This window comes from Longimycelium tulufanense (assembly GCF_014645795.1).
Lineage (GTDB): Bacteria > Actinomycetota > Actinomycetes > Mycobacteriales > Pseudonocardiaceae > Longimycelium > Longimycelium tulufanense.
In genome coordinates, this window is the sequence record NZ_BMMK01000008.1 from 163,503 (window position 1) to 181,835 (window position 18,333).

12 protein-coding genes are annotated in these 18,333 nt (G+C 68.3%); 7 read left to right on the forward strand and 5 right to left on the reverse strand.

What is annotated here, in order from left to right; translation table 11 throughout:
• The first annotated feature begins 8 nt into the window (after window positions 1–8).
• Complete coding sequence (locus IEY55_RS10950) at window positions 9–2,240, forward strand: helicase domain-containing protein (protein WP_229686260.1); 2,232 nt, start codon at window positions 9–11, stop codon at window positions 2,238–2,240.
• A gap of 4 nt (window positions 2,241–2,244) precedes the next feature.
• On the opposite strand, the gene IEY55_RS10955 is transcribed toward IEY55_RS10950, so the two are convergent.
• Window positions 2,245–4,020: a hydroxysqualene dehydroxylase gene (locus IEY55_RS10955; protein WP_189056670.1), complete on the reverse strand. Its 1,776-nt coding sequence runs from the start codon at window positions 4,018–4,020 to the stop codon at window positions 2,245–2,247.
• A 191-nt stretch (window positions 4,021–4,211) separates the two neighbouring features.
• Window positions 4,212–5,291 (reverse strand): PQQ-dependent sugar dehydrogenase, encoded by a 1,080-nt coding sequence (locus tag IEY55_RS10960; protein ID WP_189056672.1) that lies wholly within the window; start codon window positions 5,289–5,291, stop codon window positions 4,212–4,214.
• Window positions 5,292–5,544: 253 nt separating this feature from the next.
• Between IEY55_RS10960 and IEY55_RS10965 the strand changes: the two genes are divergently transcribed.
• The 4 genes from IEY55_RS10965 to zwf all read left to right on the forward strand — a co-directional run bounded on the left by IEY55_RS10965 (window position 5,545) and on the right by zwf (window position 11,632).
• Window positions 5,545–6,114 carry a PadR family transcriptional regulator gene (locus tag IEY55_RS10965; RefSeq protein ID WP_189056674.1) on the forward strand — a complete coding sequence of 190 codons (570 nt, stop codon included), beginning with the start codon at window positions 5,545–5,547 and terminating at the stop codon, window positions 6,112–6,114.
• On the forward strand, window positions 6,111–8,138 hold the full coding sequence (locus IEY55_RS10970) for an NADPH-dependent 2,4-dienoyl-CoA reductase (protein ID WP_189056676.1): 2,028 nt from the start codon (window positions 6,111–6,113) through the stop codon (window positions 8,136–8,138). The genes IEY55_RS10965 and IEY55_RS10970 overlap by 4 nt, the downstream gene beginning before the upstream one ends.
• 712 nt (window positions 8,139–8,850) lie before the next feature.
• On the forward strand, window positions 8,851–10,206 hold the full coding sequence (locus tag IEY55_RS10975; protein WP_189056678.1) for a dihydrolipoyl dehydrogenase family protein: 1,356 nt from the start codon (window positions 8,851–8,853) through the stop codon (window positions 10,204–10,206).
• A 37-nt stretch (window positions 10,207–10,243) separates the two neighbouring features.
• Entirely contained in the window at window positions 10,244–11,632 is a 1,389-nt protein-coding gene (gene zwf, locus IEY55_RS10980; RefSeq protein WP_189056680.1) for a glucose-6-phosphate dehydrogenase, read from the forward strand.
• An 88-nt stretch (window positions 11,633–11,720) separates the two neighbouring features.
• Here zwf and IEY55_RS10985 read toward each other — a convergent pair whose 3' ends face one another.
• Both IEY55_RS10985 and IEY55_RS10990 read right to left on the reverse strand, forming a co-directional pair.
• Window positions 11,721–12,377, reverse strand: coding sequence for a hypothetical protein (locus IEY55_RS10985; RefSeq protein ID WP_189056682.1), 657 nt, complete (start codon window positions 12,375–12,377; stop codon window positions 11,721–11,723).
• A complete protein-coding gene (locus IEY55_RS10990) occupies window positions 12,374–13,384 on the reverse strand; it encodes a DUF3179 domain-containing protein (protein ID WP_189056684.1) in 1,011 nt (336 codons plus the stop codon). Before IEY55_RS10990 ends, IEY55_RS10985 begins: the two co-directional genes overlap by 4 nt.
• A 244-nt stretch (window positions 13,385–13,628) precedes the next feature.
• On the opposite strand from IEY55_RS10990, the gene IEY55_RS10995 reads away from it, so the two are divergent.
• The gene (locus IEY55_RS10995) at window positions 13,629–15,011 is read left to right on the forward strand and encodes an MFS transporter (protein ID WP_229686261.1); all 1,383 of its coding nucleotides are present in this window, start codon (window positions 13,629–13,631) and stop codon (window positions 15,009–15,011) included.
• A 10-nt stretch (window positions 15,012–15,021) separates the two neighbouring features.
• Here IEY55_RS10995 and IEY55_RS11000 read toward each other — a convergent pair whose 3' ends face one another.
• On the reverse strand, window positions 15,022–15,357 hold the full coding sequence (locus tag IEY55_RS11000; RefSeq protein ID WP_189056686.1) for a hypothetical protein: 336 nt from the start codon (window positions 15,355–15,357) through the stop codon (window positions 15,022–15,024).
• A 646-nt stretch (window positions 15,358–16,003) separates the two neighbouring features.
• Here IEY55_RS11000 and IEY55_RS11005 point away from each other — a divergent pair.
• Complete coding sequence (locus IEY55_RS11005; RefSeq protein ID WP_189056688.1) at window positions 16,004–18,304, forward strand: MMPL family transporter; 2,301 nt, start codon at window positions 16,004–16,006, stop codon at window positions 18,302–18,304.
• Window positions 18,305–18,333 lie beyond the last annotated feature (29 nt).

Here is an 18,333-nt window from a genome sequence, read left to right on the forward strand (position 1 = left end):
ATTCTAGCATGTCGCGAGTTGAATTGTCAAAATTGGGATACGAGGCGGAACTTGCTGCTGCGCGGGAGCACGTTGCGTTCCTGTACCGGCGGCTCGACGCGGAGCGGGCGCTGGCAGCCGGGGAGCTGGTCCGGGTACTGCGCGACAATTCAGCGACCACGCCGGAGGAGCGATGGCAGCGCCAGGTCTCGGTGGATCGGCTGACGGCCAGGGTGCAACGGTTCCAGGCGGCCGAAAGCGGGCTGTGCTTCGGCCGGATCGACAGCTCTAAGGGGCAACGCACATATATCGGTCGCATCGGGCTGCTCGACGAGGAGAACGATTACGTGTCACTCCTCGTCGACTGGCGCGCCCCTGCGGCCCGTCCCTTCTACTGCGCAACGGCGGCCACCCCGGAAGGGCTGGTGCGTCGACGCCACTTTCACACCCGGGAGCGCAGTGTCCTCGGCATTGCCGACGACGTCTTCGACCTCGCGAACGCCGAGGGCACGCCGGGCAGTGACGGTGCACTGCTCGCCGCCCTGGACGCGCCCCGCGAAGCGACGATGCGCGACATCGTCGCCACCATCCAAGCCGAGCAGGACGAAATCATCCGGCTGGACCATCGGGGCGTCCTGGTGATTCAGGGCGGCCCGGGAACGGGCAAGACCGCGGTCGCCCTGCACCGCATCGCGTACCTGCTCTACACCCAGCGCAGGCGGCTCTCCCGATGGGGTGTCCTGGTGATCGGCCCGAACCCCGCCTTCCTCCACTACATCGGCAATGTCCTGCCGTCGCTCGGCGAGACCGATGTCGTCTTCGCAGCGATGGGCGAGCTCCTACCAGGACTGCGTACCAGCACCGAGGACAGCGCGGCGGCCAAGCGCGTCAAGGGCAGCCTCGTGATGGTGGAGATGCTCGCCGCCGCAGTGGCCGATCGCCAGGAACTCCCCGAGGTCCCGATCGAGATCGAGCTGGAGGACGTCGTTGTCGAGCTGGACAGGGAGGTTGCTGCGCAGGCACGCGAACGGGCCCGCGCCACCGGATTGCGGCACAACGACGCCCGGCCAATCTTTCGCGACCAGTTGATTGCCGGACTGACCGAGCGCGCGGTCGACAAGATCGGCGAGGGCTGGTTGGAGCCAGCGGACCACGCGCTCCGTGCCGAGTTCGCCGCCGACGTGTGCCGTGAACTGTCGAGGAGCTCTCAACTCCGGACCGCGATCGATCTCCTTTGGCCCGAGCTGACGCCGCAGCGCCTGCTGGCTGACCTGTTCGGCTCACCCGCCCGCATCGCCGCAGCGGCGGGCGGGCTGGACGAGGTTGATCACGCCGCGTTGTACCGGGAGAAGGGCGACGACTGGACGGTGTCCGACGTACCGCTCCTTGATGAGGCCGCGGGTCTCCTCGGCACGGACGGCGGAGCAGAACAGCGAGCGGAGTCAGAGCGCCGGGAGCAGGCCGAATACGCAGAGGGCGTGCTGCAGATCCTTGACACCGATGAGGAACTCGACAACGAGGAGACCCTCCGCGCCGTCGATGTGATCGATCCGGAGCGCCTCGCCGAGCGAAACCTCGAGCGAGACCATCGCTGCCTGGCCCAGCGAGCCGCCGCCGATCGTGAGTGGACCTACGGGCACGTCGTGGTGGACGAGGCGCAGGAACTCTCCGAGATGGACTGGCGGATGATCATGCGCCGTTGCCCGAACAGGTCGATGACCATCGTCGGTGACCTCGCCCAACGCAACTCTCCCGCCGGTGCCCGCTCCTGGGCCGACATGCTCGACCGGTACGTGCCCGGCCGTTGGGCCTGTCACCAGCTCACCGTCAACTACCGCACTCCTGCGGAAGTCATGGCAATCGCGGCCAAGGTGCTTGCGGCCGTCGGCGCGGAGTTCCAGCCGCCCGAGTCCGTTCGTAGCACCGGAATCCAACCCTGGGCGCAGCGTGTCGACCCCGGCGAACTGGCGACCACGCTGAACAGGATCGTGCGGAGCGAGTCAGGCGAGGGAACACTCGCCGTGATCGCACCAGAAGACACCGAACTCGCCGCCAACGCGGACATCCGCACTCCTCGCCAGGTCAAGGGCCTGGAGTTCGACAGGGTCATCGTGCTGGAGCCGCACCAAATCCTCGCCGACCCCGAGCATGGCGCGGTGGACCTCTACGTCGCCCTGACCAGGGCAACCCAACGCCTCGGTGTGCTCCACACCGAGCCGCTCCCAGACATACTGGCGGGCCTAAGCCCACGGCAGGGATAGGGAGTCACGCGGGCCAAGGGGTGTCGAGGATGTGTGGGAGGCCGAGGCGGAAGCGTTCGGCGTCGATTCGCTTGGCCAGGTCGAACTCGGGGGGCTGGTAGCCGCTGAACAGCCGCACCCGTTCCGCGCGGGAGTCCGCGGCGTCAAGGAGGGCGTTCACGGCTCGCCGCCCCGCCTCGTTCGCCGTCTCCATCGAGGTGAAGTCGACGTTGCTGGGGGTACGGACGTAGTCGGCGGCGAGGAACAGATTCGGTATCGCGGTGGCGGCATCGGGGCGCTGGAACCAGGAGCCCACCGTGTTGAGCAGGTAGGGCTCGTCGTTGGTCAACCCCGTGTCCGCCACCGCGATCGCCGGATCGAGGAACCACGAATGCAGCACGTCATCCGGTAGATACTGCCGCCCGGTGTCCTCCAGGTGCGCCTTCAACTGCGCCCACACCTCGTCCGCGATCTCCTGCGGCGTGCACCGGTTCGCCGGCTTCCCGTAGCGGATCCCGGGCGTCTCCCAGTCGGAGATGACGACCGAGAGCGAGTCACGGGCGACCCCGTCGCCCCAGGTGCTCGCGAAGTCGTCGTGCCAGAACTGCGCCTGGTTGATCGACACCAGCGCCCACGGCGAGTCGACATGGGCGACATGGCCGGGAAATACCGGAACCCGGCGACGCAGGTAGAACTGGATACCGTTGGACCAGGTGTGCTCGAGCTCGCGCATGTCGCCAAGACGCGGGTCCGCGTCCAGAATGTCGCGGTTCCACAACCGAACGGCCCGGTCGGCCGGCATCGCACACACGAACCAGTCAGCCTCGATCCTCGTGGACCCGTTGGGGGTTCGAGCAGTCGCTGCGACAACCCTGTTTTTCTCCAGCTCCAGACCGTCAACGGTGTGGTTCAACTGGAACCGCACCCCGAGGCTACGCAGGTGAGCCACCCACGGATCGAGCCACCGTTCGCTCGTCGGCCCGTTGAGAATGCGGTCGGCCGGGCCGTCAACGCCGAGGCCCAGATAGCTGTAGATGATCGCCTCGCCGCCCTGCCCGCTGGTGCGTGCACTGGCGTTCTCCGGCTTCAGTGCCTGGATGATCTGCACGCCGCCGCCGAACAGCCGCCGGTAATCCTCGGACTTGCCGTCCGCCTTGATGAAGTCCCACCAGCTGACGTGCTCCCACTGCCCGAAGCGGCGTTCGTCGCTGCTGGTCATGAAGATCGCGGCCTGCCGGGCCAGGAAGAGCGCCTCATGGAGGGGGAGATGGGCAAGCTGCTGGATCACCGCGACGATCAACCGTTGCAGCGCCTCCGGCGTGAACGCGTCCGGTTTGGGCGGAAATGGCGGCAGCAGGAGGTCCTCCCGCCCTCCCGCCCGCGCGAAGCTCACCCGCTTGACTTCGGCAAGATTGTCGTGGACACCGTTCTCGTTGCCAGGGAAGGGAATCCGGCGCAGCGTGTCCGGAAGGTTGTGGTAGAAGCCGAAGATCCCACGATGCCCGTGCTCGCCGGGCAGGTCACGCCTACCACCGGTGGCCGTACCAGCCACCGGGATACTGCGTGCCTTCCCGCCCAACGCCTTCCGCTCATAGACGGTGACCCGGAACCCACGCTGCGCAAGCTCGTGAGCGACGGTCAGACCCGCGACGCCACCACCGAGCACCGCGACCGTCTTTCCGCGCGGGCCCTGCGCCCAGCCCCTTCTGGGTAACCCGACCGTTGCGCCGATGGCTGCGACACCGGCGACCCCAAGCACCGTCCGCCGGCGTACCTGATGCGGATCCTGCCGCGCGATCATGGAGGCGAGGATGGCACCGCGGCGAGTCGCTCGCAGCATGCAACCGGGTGAGCTATCCCTCGGATGAACCCACCTCTGTCGGGCGAGCAGATGTGCCACGAGTGTCAGGTACGCGGCCCGAACGTTCCCGTTTCAGCTGCGCCAGCTCTGCGACGAAGCCCGACGCGCGAGCGGCCAAGGGCGTAAGCCGCTCACGGAACCATCAGGCTCACAACACGGTCGTCCTCGGCACCCGGCGTCTTCTTCCCGTCCCGGTTCGACGTGGTGACCCACAGCGAACCATCGGGAGCGTTGACGGCCGCCCGCAACCGGCCGAGCGACCGACCGGTGGGAACGGTCCTGGCCGGGCCCTCGGCCGTACCCCGATGAACCTCGATCCGCACCAGCCGCTGCCCACGCAACGTCGAGACGTAGAGGGCACCGTTGCGGTAGGCGACCCCGGTGGGCACGCCTTCCTCCGGGCGGAGGGTGGCCATCGGCGGGATGACGGAGTCGTCGGAGCACTGCCCCTCGCAGGTCGGCCACCCGTAGTTGCCGCCCGCCTCGATGACGTTGATCTCGTCCCAGTCGTCCTCACCGATGTCGCCGGCGTACATCACGCCCGCCTCGTCCCAAGCCATGCCCTGTACGTCACGATGGCCCAGTGAGTAGACAAGGGAGCCGGGATACGGGTTGTCCGGCGCCGGCGCGCCGTTAGCGGTCATCCGCAGGATCTTGCCGTTGAGCGACCCCAGGTCCTGGGCGGTGTGCGGGCTTCCGGCGTCACCGACACCGGCGTACAGCATGCCGTCGGGGCCGAACGCCAGTGCGCCCCCGTTCCGCTTCTCACCACGCGCGATCCCGGTCACGATCGGCTCGACCGCCTCGCCGAGCCGGAAGCGTGCAATCCGGTTGTCCTCCTCCGTCGTGTAGAAGACGTAGACCCACCCGTCCTGGGCATAGTTCGGGGACACCGCGATGCCGAGCAGGCCGCCGTGCATCCCGTACTTCACCGCTTCGGCGATGTGCGCCACCACGGTGCTGCGGCCCTGGGTCACCTGCAGGACCTTTCCGCTGTCCCGTTCGGTGACGAGCGCCGAGCCGTCCGGCAGGAAGGCCAGCCCCCAGGGCACCGTCAGGTTGCCGGCGACGGTGCGCTCGCCGGCGCCCGGCGGCAGGGGTGGCGCGGCGGTGGCAGCGGGGACCGCGCCCATGCCCGCCGAACCGGCGACCAGTGCCATTGCCGTACCGACGACCCGACCTCGGATCCGCAACGCGAAGCCTCCTGCCACCCGAACCTCGAAGGGAGATCCTTCCCCGGACCTCGTTTCATCGGGCGGAAGGTCACCCGGCTTGATCACTCGACCCGGTGTTCCGATCGGGTGCCGGCGCCGTGACCGTGACGTAGATCTCGCACCGCCGGTGGATCTCGGATGACGTCTCGGCCGCTGGCCGGGGCGCCCCTCGATCTTCGTGGCCAGACGCGTCCGCCGGGGTTCTATGCAACGGATTGCACTGCAACAAGTTGCATACTAGCCTCCGGTCATGGCGTTGGAGCACGCGATCCTGGTGTCGCTGTCGGAGCGCTCGGGCTCCGGCTACGAGCTCGCCCGGCGGTTCGCCAAGTCGATCGGGTTCTTCTGGGCGGCCAGCCACCAGCAGATCTACCGTGCGCTGAAGCGGATGGAGGGGCTCGGCTGGGTGTCCTGCGAGCAGGTGCCGCAGGACGGGCGACCGGACAAGAAGGTCTACCGGGTCAGCCCGGACGGCCGCGCCGAGCTGGAACGGTGGCTCGCCGAGCCGGGCGAGCCCGGCGCGATCCGCGACGCGCTGGCGGTGAAGCTCCGCGGCGCCTCGCTCGGCGACACCGACGCCGTGATCGCCGAGATCGCCCGGCACCGCGACCGCCACGCCCAACTCCTGCAGGCATATCTCGCGATCCGGCAGCGCGACTTCCCCGAGCCGGACCGACTCGCGGGCCAACAGTTGCACCAGTACCTGGTCCTGCGCGGCGGGATCCGCGCGGAGGAAGGGTTCATCGCGTGGTGCGAGGAAGCGCTCGACGCCATGCGACGCGACCGCGCCCGCAACGCGGACGGAGATGACCAGCAATGACCGAGTACCCGAACCTGCTCGCCCCGCTCGACCTCGGGTTCACCACCCTGCGCAACCGCGTGATCATGGGGTCGATCCACACCGGGCTCGAGGACCGGGCCAAGGACGTGCCGAAGCTGGCCGCCTACGTCGCCGAACGAGCCAGGGGCGGCGTGGCCCTGATCGTCACCGGCGGGTTCTCGCCGAACCGGACCGGCTGGCTGTACCCGTTCGCGTCGAAGATGTCCACGCAGGCCGAGGCGCGCCGGCATCGACCGATCACCAGCGCGGTGCACGCCGAGGGCGGCAAGATCGCGCTCCAGCTGCTGCACGCGGGCCGGTACTCCTACCACCCGCTCTCGGTGTCCGCATCAGCGATCAAGGCGCCGATCAACCCGTTCCGCCCGCGGGCGTTGTCCGACCGCGGGGTCCGGTCGCAGATCCGCGACTTCGCCAACGCCGCCGCGCTCGCCCGGGAAGCCGGCTACGACGGCGTCGAGATCATGGGCTCGGAGGGCTACTTCATCAACCAGTTCCTCGCGCCCCGCACCAACAAGCGCACCGACCGTTGGGGAGGATCGCCGGAGAACCGCCGCCGGATCGCGGTCGAGATCGTTCGGCAGACCCGGGAGGCGGTCGGCCCGGACTTCATCATCATCTACCGGCTGTCCATGGTGGACCTGGTGGAGGGTGGCCAGACCTGGAACGAGGTTGTCGACCTTGCCAAGGAGGTCGAGACCGCGGGCGCCACGATCATCAACACCGGCATCGGCTGGCACGAGGCACGCGTGCCCACCATCGTCACCTCGGTGCCCCGCGCGGCGTTCACACAGGTCACCGCCAAGCTGAAGGGCCAGGTGAACGTTCCGGTCGTCACCTCGAACCGGATCAACATGCCCCAGGTCGCCGAGGAGGTCCTCGCGCGCGGCGACGCTGACCTGATCTCCATGGCGCGCCCGTTCCTCGCTGACCCCGACTGGGTGCGCAAGGCGGAGTCGGGGCGCGTCGACGAGATCAACACCTGCATTGCCTGCAACCAGGCGTGCCTCGACCACATCTTTGAGAACAAGAAGGCCTCGTGCATGGTGAACCCGCGCGCCGTGCGGGAGACCACGTTGAACCTGCTGCCCGCGCGGCGGGTCAAGCGGGTTGCGGTCGTCGGGGCCGGCCCGGCCGGCCTTGCCGTGGCCACCGGCCTGGCCTCCCGCGGACACCGGGTCGAACTGTTCGAGGCCGACGCCGAGATCGGCGGCCAGTTCGCCATGGCGCAGCGGATTCCGGGCAAGGAGGAGTTCTCCGAGACCATCCGTTACTACCGCCGCCAGCTCGAGCTCACCGGTGTGACACTGCACCTCGACACGCGGGCGACCGCGTCGATGCTCGCCTCCGGCGGATACGACGAGGTCGTCCTGGCGACAGGTGTGGTCCCGCGAGTTCCCCGCATCCCGGGCATCGACCATCCGTCCGTCATGTCCTATGTGGATGTATTGCGGCGCGGCAAGCCGGTGGGGGACCGGGTCGCCGTGATCGGTGCCGGTGGGATCGGGGTGGATGTCTCCGAGTTCCTGACCCACACCCACTCGCCCACGCTCGACCTGGCGAAGTGGCAGGCCGAATGGGGAATAGGCGACCCCGAACAGCACCGGGGTGGCCTCGTCGCCCCGCGGCCCGAGGCGTCACCGAGACAGGTGTTCCTGCTGCAGCGCAAGGCAACGCGCATCGGTAAGGGACTCGGCAAGACCACCGGTTGGGTGCACCGTGCGGCGCTCGCCGCCAAGCAGGTGGAGCAGATCCGGGGCGTGAACTACGAGAAGATCGACGACGCCGGACTGCACATCACCTTCGGCTCCAGGCGGGAACGCCCTCGGCTGCTCGAGGTGGACACGCTGGTGGTCTGTGCGGGGCAGGAGCCGCTTCGCGGTCTCGCCGAGGAACTGAGGGGCAGCGGGATCACGCCACACATCATCGGCGGTGCCGATGTTGCTGCCGAACTGGATGCGAAGCGCGCGATCGACCAGGGAACGCGGCTGGCGGCGACGCTCTGACCCGCCGGCTCACCGTGGGACACATCCACCCGCGTCCGCGAAGGCGACGCACATCGCAAGCTCAGACGCCCGATTGCGGCCAGATCTTCCTGCCGCAGTCTTTCGTTCTCGCGGAACGTTGAAGTCGGCTGCTCACGGGCGTGTCCCCGGCGGTGCGGCTGCACCGGCCGGGGACACACCAGCGTTTCCGTGACCCCGACACGGAACGCAGGGCGTGGGCACCGGTGGGGGCGCACACAGCGTCCACATGCCCGTATCCATACCCCCTGCCATCGGCCGCTCGTGTTCACCGCAGGTGAGCAGGTCGATGACATCGGAGGGAACCACGGTTCAAACGTCACTCATTCCGGACTGTCTCCGGCCTGACACTCCATGTTCGGTCCGACCCGGGACGGTTATGCTCGGCTGCGTGCCGGTCGCCAAGGCCGAACTTGTCGGGACCCCTCGGGCGGACACGGCACCAGCGATGCGGGACGCACCGTCGCCCGACGGGAGGATCGCTCGACATGTCGGAGCGATTCGGGGTCGCAGCGGCGCAGGCGGATTCCAGGTGTCCGGAATGCTCGACCGCGCCGGGGATGAGCGACATGGCCCGCGGACTTCCCCTGAATGGGTTACTCCGGGTGTGGCCCCCCGGATCGGGTGCTAGTCGTGGAGCGCACCTCATCCGAGCACCACATCGGTCCCGACCGAGCGGAAGGTACGAGGAGATATGGCCGAGAGCGTCGACGCCGTTGTCGTCGGGTTGGGGCCGGGCGGGGAGGCCGTCGCCGGCCGGTTGGCCGAGGCCGGCCTGTCCGTGGTGGGTGTGGAGTCGCGGCTGGTGGGTGGCGAGTGCCCCTACTACGCCTGCATCCCGACCAAGATGATGGTGCGCGCCGGGAACACCCTGGCCGAGGCGGCCCGGGTGCGGGCGCTCGCCGGCACCAGCGAGGTCGGGCCCGACTTCGCTCCGGTCGCCGAGCGCATCCGGGCCGAGGCCACCACCGACTGGGACGACCAGATCGCCGTGGACCGGTTCGTCGACAAGGGCGGGCGGTTCGTTCGCGGGCACGGCCGGATCACCGGACCGCGGACCGTGCGCGTCGGCGAGCAGGAGTTCACCGCCACCCGCGCCATCGTGCTCAACACCGGCACCGAACCGGCGGTACCGCCCATCCCCGGCCTGGCCGGCACGCCGTTCTGGACCAACCGCGAGGCGGTCGCCGTCCGGCGTCCCCCGGAGTCGTTGCTCGTGCTCGGCGCGGGCGCGGTCGGGCTCGAGATGGCCCAGGCATTCGCCCGGTTCGGCGCCGACGTCACCGTGGTGGAGGTGGCCGACCGGGTGCTGCCCCTGGAGGAACCGGAGGCGAGCCGGGCGCTCACCGAGGCGCTCACCAACGAGGGACTGCGGCTGCACACCGGGAGAGCGGCCGAAGAGGTGGCCCACCACGCCGGAGGCTTCACCGTGCGGACCGCGGACGGTGAGTTGCGCGCACAGCGCCTGCTCATCGCCACCGGTCGTCGTACTAACATCACGGATCTGGGCCTGGACACGCTCGGCATCGACACCGACCAGAAGTTCCTGGAGACCGACGAACGCATGCGCGTCACCGACGGCCTGTATGCGGTGGGCGACATCACCGGTAAGGGAGCGTTCACCCACACCTCGATGTACCAGGCCGCGATCGCGGCGCGGGACATCCTCGGCGAGCCCGGACCACCCGCGGAATACCACGCGATGCCGCGGGTGACGTTCACCGACCCGGAGGTCGGTGGCGTCGGGCTGACCGAGGCGCAGGCCCGGGAACAGGGCCTGCGGGTGCGGACCGCCACCGCGCAGGTACCGAGCTCGGCTCGCGGCTGGATCCACAAGGCGGGCAACGAGGGCGTGATCAAGCTGGTCGAGGACACCGAGCGGGGGGTACTCGTCGGCGCGACCTCGGTGGGCCCGCACGGAGGCGAAGTGTTGTCGGCGCTTGCGGTGGCCGTTCATGCCCGAGTGCCGACCGAGCAGCTCAGGCACATGATCTATGCCTACCCAACGTTCCACCGCGCCATCGAGGACGCGCTGGCCCAACTGCCCTGAGTGGTGGCTCGGAATCTGACCGAAGGAGTAACCCGCCATGGGCGACCCCGCTCGTTCGGACGCGCTGGTGTTGTTCGGTGCCACCGGTGATCTGGCCCGGAAGATGCTGCTGCCGGCGCTGTACCACTTGGCCGCCGCGAAACGCCTCAAGATGCCGGTGGTCGGCGTCGCGTTGTCGTCGTTCAAGGATGACGACGAGTTTCGCCGGTATGCAGGCAAGGTCATCGAGGACGCGGTGGAAGATGTCGATGGGCGAGTTCTCGAGAACCTGCTGCGCCGACTGTCGCTCGTCAACGGAGACTATGCCGACCGCGGCACCTTCACCGAGCTCGCCGGCCGGCTGGCCGGAACGAGGAACCCGACTCACTACCTGGCGATCCCTCCGTCCTTGTTCCCCACTGTCGCGGAAGGGCTGGTGGCAGAAGGGCTCAACCGCGGCTCGCGGGTGGTGGTGGAGAAGCCGTTCGGCCACGACCTCGAGTCCGCGAGGCAGCTCAACGAGGTACTGCACGGCGTGTTCCCCGAGCCGTCAATCCTGCGTATCGACCACTACCTCGGCAAGGAGTCGGTGGAGAACCTGCTCGCCTTCCGATTCGCCAACACCTTCCTCGAACCCATCTGGAACCGGAACTACGTTCGCAGCGTCCAGGTGACCATGGCCGAGTCCTTCGGGATCGAAGGCAGGGGCGCGTTCTACGACGGCGTCGGCACGGTTCGGGACGTCGTACAGAACCACCTCCTGCAGGTGGTGGCCATGTTGGCGATGGAGCCGCCGGTGGCCCCGACGGCGGATGCACTTCGGGACGAGAAGGTCAAGGTTGTTCGGGCGATGAGGCCGGTCGACACCGCACGGCTGGTGCGCGGACAGTTCGTCGGCTACCTCGAGGAACCGGGCGTGGCCGAGGATTCCACCACGGAGACCTATGTCGCCTTGCGCCTGGACGTCGACTCGTGGCGCTGGGCCGGAGTGCCCTTCTTCATCCGCACCGGGAAAGCCCTGGCCACCACGGCAACGGAGGCAGTTGTGGAGTTGGCCTGCCCGCCCAAGGCGTTGTTCGCCGGCGCCGAGTGCGCCCCACAGCCCAACCTGCTGCGGTTCCGGCTGGGCCAGGACGACGGAGTGACGCTCACCGTGCAGGCGAAGCGACCCGGACCCGAGATCGTGACCGAGTCGGTCGACCTGCGGGTGGACTTCGGCGCCGCACTCGGGCAACGGCAGAGCGCGTACGAGCGCCTGCTCGATGACGCACTCGAAGGCGAGAACCACCGGTTCGCCCGCGAGGACATGGTCGAACAGGCGTGGCGCGTCTTCGACCCGGCACTCGATCAGGGCAAGCCGTTGTACCGGTATGCGAAGGGAAGTTGGGGACCGGCCGAAGCCGACCGGATTCTCGACGGAGACTCCTGGTACGACCCCGCGTCCTGACTCGTGTTGGACGCTGTCCACAGGTGACCACACTGTTGTTGTCCGAAAACCCCATCGACCATGCTCCATCGAGCACTCGCGAGTTGTCTCACGAGACGCTGATGCCTTGGAGCCTGTGCGTACCCCACAGCAGCGTTGCCGCGAGCAGGGCGAGCGACAGCGGATAGAACAGCATCCGCAGTGGTGTCACAACGGGGAGCAGCACGGCGGCCGTGCTGCTCCCCAAGATGATGAGAAAGGTCGGCACACAGCAAGCAACTCCGGTCAGCAACGCTGGCAGCGCGGCGAGCAGCCGGCCATAACCGACACGCCGACAGGAGGTGGCTTGGGCTGCCGCGGTGAGCGCGACGGTGAGGTTGAGCCCGACCAACGCGGCGAGCACACCTCCGAGGAGCACGTTGATCGGACTGAGCAGGATCGTGGCCTGCGGCAGCGGGTGGACCGCGAGCACCGGCTCGAACAGGTAGGGCGCTCGGGCGCGGAACAGCCGGTCAGCCCAGTCCGGAGTTGCCTCGATCCATGAGGCGCCGGGTGACCGAGCAACACGGCTCGCGCCGCCGACCGCGATGTCACCAATGGCCAGCAGGTACAGCAGCAGCGCCACGACGGTCGCCCCGAGGCCCACCCGGCGGTATCGAGGTACCGCGAGTGCAGTGCGTAGGGCTCCGGGCATGGCGCGCGCGGCGGACACCATCGAGTCGGCGACATCTCCGACCCTGCCCAGCAACGCGACCACGCGGCTCACCGCAGGACCTCGGTGTCGGGATAGAAGGCGTACCAGGAAAACCACATCGCATCCAGCGCGTCAACCCTGCCCTCGCCACCAACAACACGTGCTGTCTCGAGGGTCTCGTCCCACACAACTGAGAGGCGTTCACCGGCCAGGGAGACGGGAACCGACTTCTCACGCCGCACGAGGTCACGGTGAACAGCAACGGTAGCGGCACCGCCCCGGACTCCGATCACGATGTCTTTCGGGGGAAAACGGCCATCGCTCACCAGCACGGGGAAGAACGGTCCGCCCTCGAAGTAGTAGCCGCTGCGTCCCGGATAGGAGCCGTACGGATCACTGCCATAGCGCCGCAGCGATCCGGTGTTCGTGGACAACACCTGGGTGTCGGGATGCTTCTCGCGCCAAGCCTTCCACGTCGACCACACCAGGGGAACCGTTCCGAGCCGCCGTCCCTTGTGCCGGCCACGGATAGCGGTGCCCAGGATCTGCGGCCACTCCGAGTTCGTCTGGCGGTCGTACATCAGCAGGTTGGAGTTGACCAGGTTGCCGGTCGTGCCGAAGGTCAGTTCGGGCCCGCCGGGAACCCCCGTGAACCCGATGACCGTGCCGGTCAGCGGGCAGTAGGTCACGGTGAGCCGCTCACCGGCCACGGTGTCGTTGACGATCTCGTGCCACACCAGGACCAGCTGCGGATAGGCGCGGACCTCACCGCGGTGGATCAGGCCGAACACCGGCTGGTCGTCACCGAGGAAGCTGGCGTCGCCGGCGGGGACGAACCGCGGACGGTCAATCGACGGGATCCCGTCCTTACCGGTGCCGCCGGCGGTGACCGCGTCGGCCAGCGCCTCCAGTGACGGCCGCTCGCCGGGGGCCAACGGCGGCACCGGCGTCCCCTCGGGCGAGCCGGTCCAGTGCCAGACGGCCACGCCGCCGACCGTGGCCAGCGTGCCCAGGCCCCCGAGCACGACGGCGCCCTTGAGAACCTGCCTCCGGGAAGGCCGCCGAGGCTCGACGCTCATCGGACCCACCTCCGCGCCATGCCAGCATGCGTATTGTGAGCACACGCCGACAAAGGCGAAATTTCGTGTGCATTGTTAGGAAAGTGACAAAGTGGGCGTGCGTCCACCTTCCACGCGGGCACGCGCTCGAGACCGCCGGTAGGGCAGCCTGACGCTCGCGAGGCCGACCAATGGCCCTGGGTGACCAGGTGGCCCGGCGGGTCTTCGGCCGGCTCACCGGCGGCTCGGGGGCTGGGGAGCTGGTGTGGCAGCTCCGCAGCAGGCGACGACGCAGGTGATCTTCTGGACACCGAGCCGCGCCCTGACCCGCCTGGGCGCGCCGGGAGGCGTCGAGAGGACCGTGGCGATGGCCACCGCTACAGGTCTGTTCCGATGCGCTCCTGACCGGCACTCTGCTGATGTGACGACGGCGAAGGCAGCCGGTGTGACGGCGCGCGGGGTGTCCGCCTGGCGCTTCGTGCTCGGCTTCGGGGTGGTGAGCCTGCTCGCCGACGTGGTCTACGAGGGCGCGCGGGCGGTCACCGGCCCGTTCCTGGCCTCCCTCGGAGCCGGCGCGGCGCTGGTCGGGCTCATCACCGGCCTGGGCGAGGCCATGGCCTTCGCCGGCCGGCTCGCCACCGGTCCGCTGGCCGACCGCACCCGGGCCTACTGGCCGCTGACCCTGGCCGGATACACCCTGACGGTGGTGGCGGTGCCGCTGCTCGGGTTCACCGCGGCGCTGTGGCTGGCCGCCACGTTGGTGATCGCCGAACGCGCCGGCAAAGCAATCCGCAGCCCCGCCAAGGACGTGCTGCTCTCCCACGCCACCGCGGTGACCGGTCGGGGACGCGGGTTCGCCGTTCACGAGGCCCTGGACCAGATCGGGGCGGTCCTGGGGCCACTCGCGATCGCCGGGATCCTGCTCCTGTCCGGCGGTGACTACCGGCCGGCGTTCTGGGCCCTGGCCCTGCCCGGAGTGGTGGTCCTGGTGCTGCTGTTGCGCCTGCGGGCTCGGGTACCCGATCCCAGCCGTTACGAGATGGGCCCTGCCTCGGCGACCCGCGCCGGCTCGACGCGAAGTGCTCCGGGGATGCCGCGCGCATTCTGGGGCTACCTGGCCTTCACGGTGCTCACGACGCTGGGTTTCGCCACCTTCGGTGTGCTGGCTTTCCACCTGGCCACCCGCGAGATTGTGTCGGCCGCGGCCATCCCGGTGATCTATGCCGCGGCAATGGGAGTCGATGCCGTGGCGGCGGTCATCACCGGCTGGCTCTACGATCGCGTCCGCTGGCGCAGCCTGATGGTCGTGCCGGTGATCTCAGCGGGGATTCCGGTGCTGGCGTTCTCCGCCACCCCTGGGTTGGCCATTGTCGGCGTGCTGCTGTGGGGTGCGGTTCTGGGCGTGCAGGAGTCCACGATGCGGGCGGCCGTCGCCGACCTCGTTCCCCCGGCGCGCCGCGGCACCGCCTACGGCGTCTTTGCTGCCGGTCTCGGCACCGCCACCTTGATTGGCTCAACGTTGATCGGTGCGCTTTACGCCTACTCGATCCATCTCACGGTTCTTGTCGTTGCGGGTGTCCAGGTGGCGGCTCTGTTGCTGTTCGTTGCCTTGAATACCAGAATGCTTCCGGTCGGGAAGCGCTGTTAACCGCCAAGCCTCAGCTCGCCGCAGCGAACGCGTTCTCGAACGCGCGAAACGACCGTGTGGAGGCGAACACGGTCGCCGAGGTCACCAGCCCGTGGCGGTCGAGGGTGATGACGTCGACGAGGTCCACCGGCGCATCCTCCATAGTGACGCGCAGGAGCAGGCCGTGGGTCTCCACGGAGTCGTCATCGTTCTGCTCCAACCAGCCGCTCAGCTCGCCAACGACCCGGACGTCCTCCACGTAGGTGTTCGCGAGCCCCAGACACTTCCCGATAGCGTCGCGACCCGCGAAGGGTTGGGACCGTGCGAGCGAATGCAGGCTGGCATCCGGAGCGAACAGCTCCCACACCGCGCGGATGTCCTGTTCTTCCAGGGCCTTCGTCCTACGTCCCCGCGTTGTTCGACCGCAACGGGAACATCGGCCCCACGGTGTGGGCCGACGGCCGCATCGTCGGAGCCTGGGCACAGCTCCCCGACGGCAGCATCGCGTGGCGCTTCCTGCACGAGGTCGGTAGGAAGCGGAGCGATCAGTTGCCGCACAGGCGGAGGAACTCGCCGACTGGCTCGGCGACACCCGCATCACCCCCAGCTACCGCACGCCGCTGGAGCGGGAGCTCGTCGGCTGACAAAGGGGCGACCGGGCCGTCGGACACGATCCACATTCGTGTTACTACTGGCGGCGCCGAGTTGCGCCATGTCGGTTCGCGGGTTATGTGTCTCGCGGCATTTGAGCACCGGGTGATCGTTTATTACAAGATCACCGGCGGGGCTCGAAGGCGATTTCTGGCCGGGCTGCGGAGGAACCACTCAAACCGGTGGTTCCCCGAGGTCAAGGGGGGTCGTTGGCCGGCGGGCGTCGCCCTGCTGCGGTATTACTGGAGGCGAGTCCGTCGGCGTGAGATCATTCCGGTTGGTCAGGCGCCTCGGCTTGTTTCTTGGCACGGGTAGGAATGCACAGCCAGTGAGTGGGTGTCGCGCGGCCTACGGAGGGCCGAATGGGGTGGAATGCCGGGTCTCCGGTCGCGGGCAGGTTCTCCACCGACACCGGAGGCGGATGGGATGAACGAACCACCCGCTGGCTGATCAACCATCACCGAACCGTGCTGGCGCTGTTCGCGGCGGTGGTGGCGCTGGCCTCGGTGCTGGGGTACGGCGCCATCAACCGGCTCACCTCGAGCGGCTGGACCCTGGCCGATGCCGAGTCGGCCCAGGTGGAACAGCTGTTGTCCGAGCGGTTCGGCGTCCAGACCCCGAACCTGCTGCTGGTCGCCTCGGCCACCGACTCGGTCGACGCACCGGACGCGGTGGCCGCCGGGACGGCACTTACCGACCAACTCCGCCTGGACCCGGATGTGTCCTCCGTCGAGTCCTACTGGTCGACGGGCATGCCGACCCTACGCTCGCACGACGGCCGCTCCGCCCTCGTCCTGGTACGCCTGATCGGGGGCGAGGGGAGCGTTGATGTTGCCGACCGGCTGCTCCCCACCCTGGTCGGTTCCTGGGGGTCGCTGGAGGTGGTCGCGACTGGAGAAGCTGCGGTGGTTCGGGAACTCCGGCAGCAGAGCGCCGAGGACGCGCACCGGGGTGAGTTGCTGGCCGCCCCGCTCGCCCTGGTCATCCTGGTACTGGTCTTCGGAAGCGCAGTGGCGGCACTGTTGCCACTCGTGATCGGTACCGCTGCCGTCGTGTGCACCGCAGCGATCCTCCGTGGTCTGGCCGAGGTGACCACGGTCTCGGTGTTCTCCCTGAACATCACCACCGCCCTGGGATTCGCGTTGGCTGTGGACTACAGCCTGTTCCTGCTCGCCCGGTACCGGGAGGAGCTGGCGCGTGGACGCAGTACACCCGTCGCCATCACCATTGCGGTGCGAACCGTGGGGCGAGCCATCACCGTGAGTGCCCTCACGATGGTGCTCGCTCTCGCCGCACTCCTGTTGTTCCCGCTACCGGCGATGCGCTCGTTCGCCTACGGCGGGATCGGGGTGACGGTACTGGCCGCCCTCTTCTCGATCACCGTGGTTCCGGCACTGCTGGCGGTGCTCGGGCATCGGGTGAACTTGTGGAACATTCGGCCGGTGCTGCGACGCATCACCGGTCTCTCCGGCTCTCGGGCCACCGACGACATGTGGTACCGGCTCGCGACATGGGTGATGCGACGGCCGATCCTGATCGCCGGTCCGATACTGCTCCTTCTGCTGGCCGTGGCCTCGCCCTTCACCCACGCCTCCTTCGGCGCCTTGGATGACCGGTCACTACCGCCCTCATCGTCGGTGAACCATGCCGCACACCAGCTCCGCGACGACTTCGACGCGGCGGAGCAGGTGCCGGCTCAGGTCGTGTTGGCTGACTTCGATGCCGTCCGGTCGACGGCGGCTCTCGACGACTACGCCCGGCGGTTGTCAAACGTCGATGGGGTTCGGACCGTCCACGCGGCGACCGGGTCCTACCGGGACGGTGCCGCGCTACCGCCGACGCCTGGGGCCGATCGCTTCCTATCTCCGGGAACTACGTGGCTTTCGGTGGCACCAGATGTGGAGCCGTTCACTGCCGAAGGCAGCGACCTCGTGCGACGCCTGCAGGACGTACCGGCTCCGACCTCCGCGTTGTTCGGCGGTTCCGCAGCGAAGATGGCCGAGGTTGACACGGCAGTCCGGGAGTGGTTCCCGCTGGCTGCCACCCTCGTTGCGGCAAGCATGTTCCTGCTGCTGCTGCGGTTCACCCGCAGCCTGCTGCTTCCCCTGAAGGCTCTACTGCTCAACGTACTCAGCCTCACCGTCAGCTTCGGCGCCTTGGTCTATGTCTTCCAGGATGGGAACCTTCGGTGGTTGGTCGGTGATTTCGAGGTGACCGGGGTGACCGACCAGATCATCGTTCTCCTGATGTTCTTCGTGGCCTTCGGGCTGTCGATGGATTACGAGGTCTTCCTGCTGTCGCGCATCGCCGAGGAGTACCGACATGTCGGGAGTACGACCGCGGCTGTCGCTCGGGGACTGCAGAAAACCGCTGGATCGTTCACGGCCGCCGCCGTGCTCGTCGCCGTGGTGATGCTCGCTCTGGCGACGTCCAAGCTTCTGGTACTGAAGATGATCGGGGTCGGGCTCGCGCTGGCGGTTCTGCTGGACGCAACGGTGATCCGGGTTCTGTTGGTACCGGCCGTGATGCGGCTGGCCGGCCGGGCGAACTGGTGGCTGCCGGGCAGGGGAGCTACCGAGGTACCCGTTCCGGTAGCCGTGAGGCTGGGAGCCGCACCGCGCTTTGGACGGGCTTCTCGGCTCTCAGATTCCGAACTTGATTGACAGGCGACGGCTTCGATCACGATTAACGT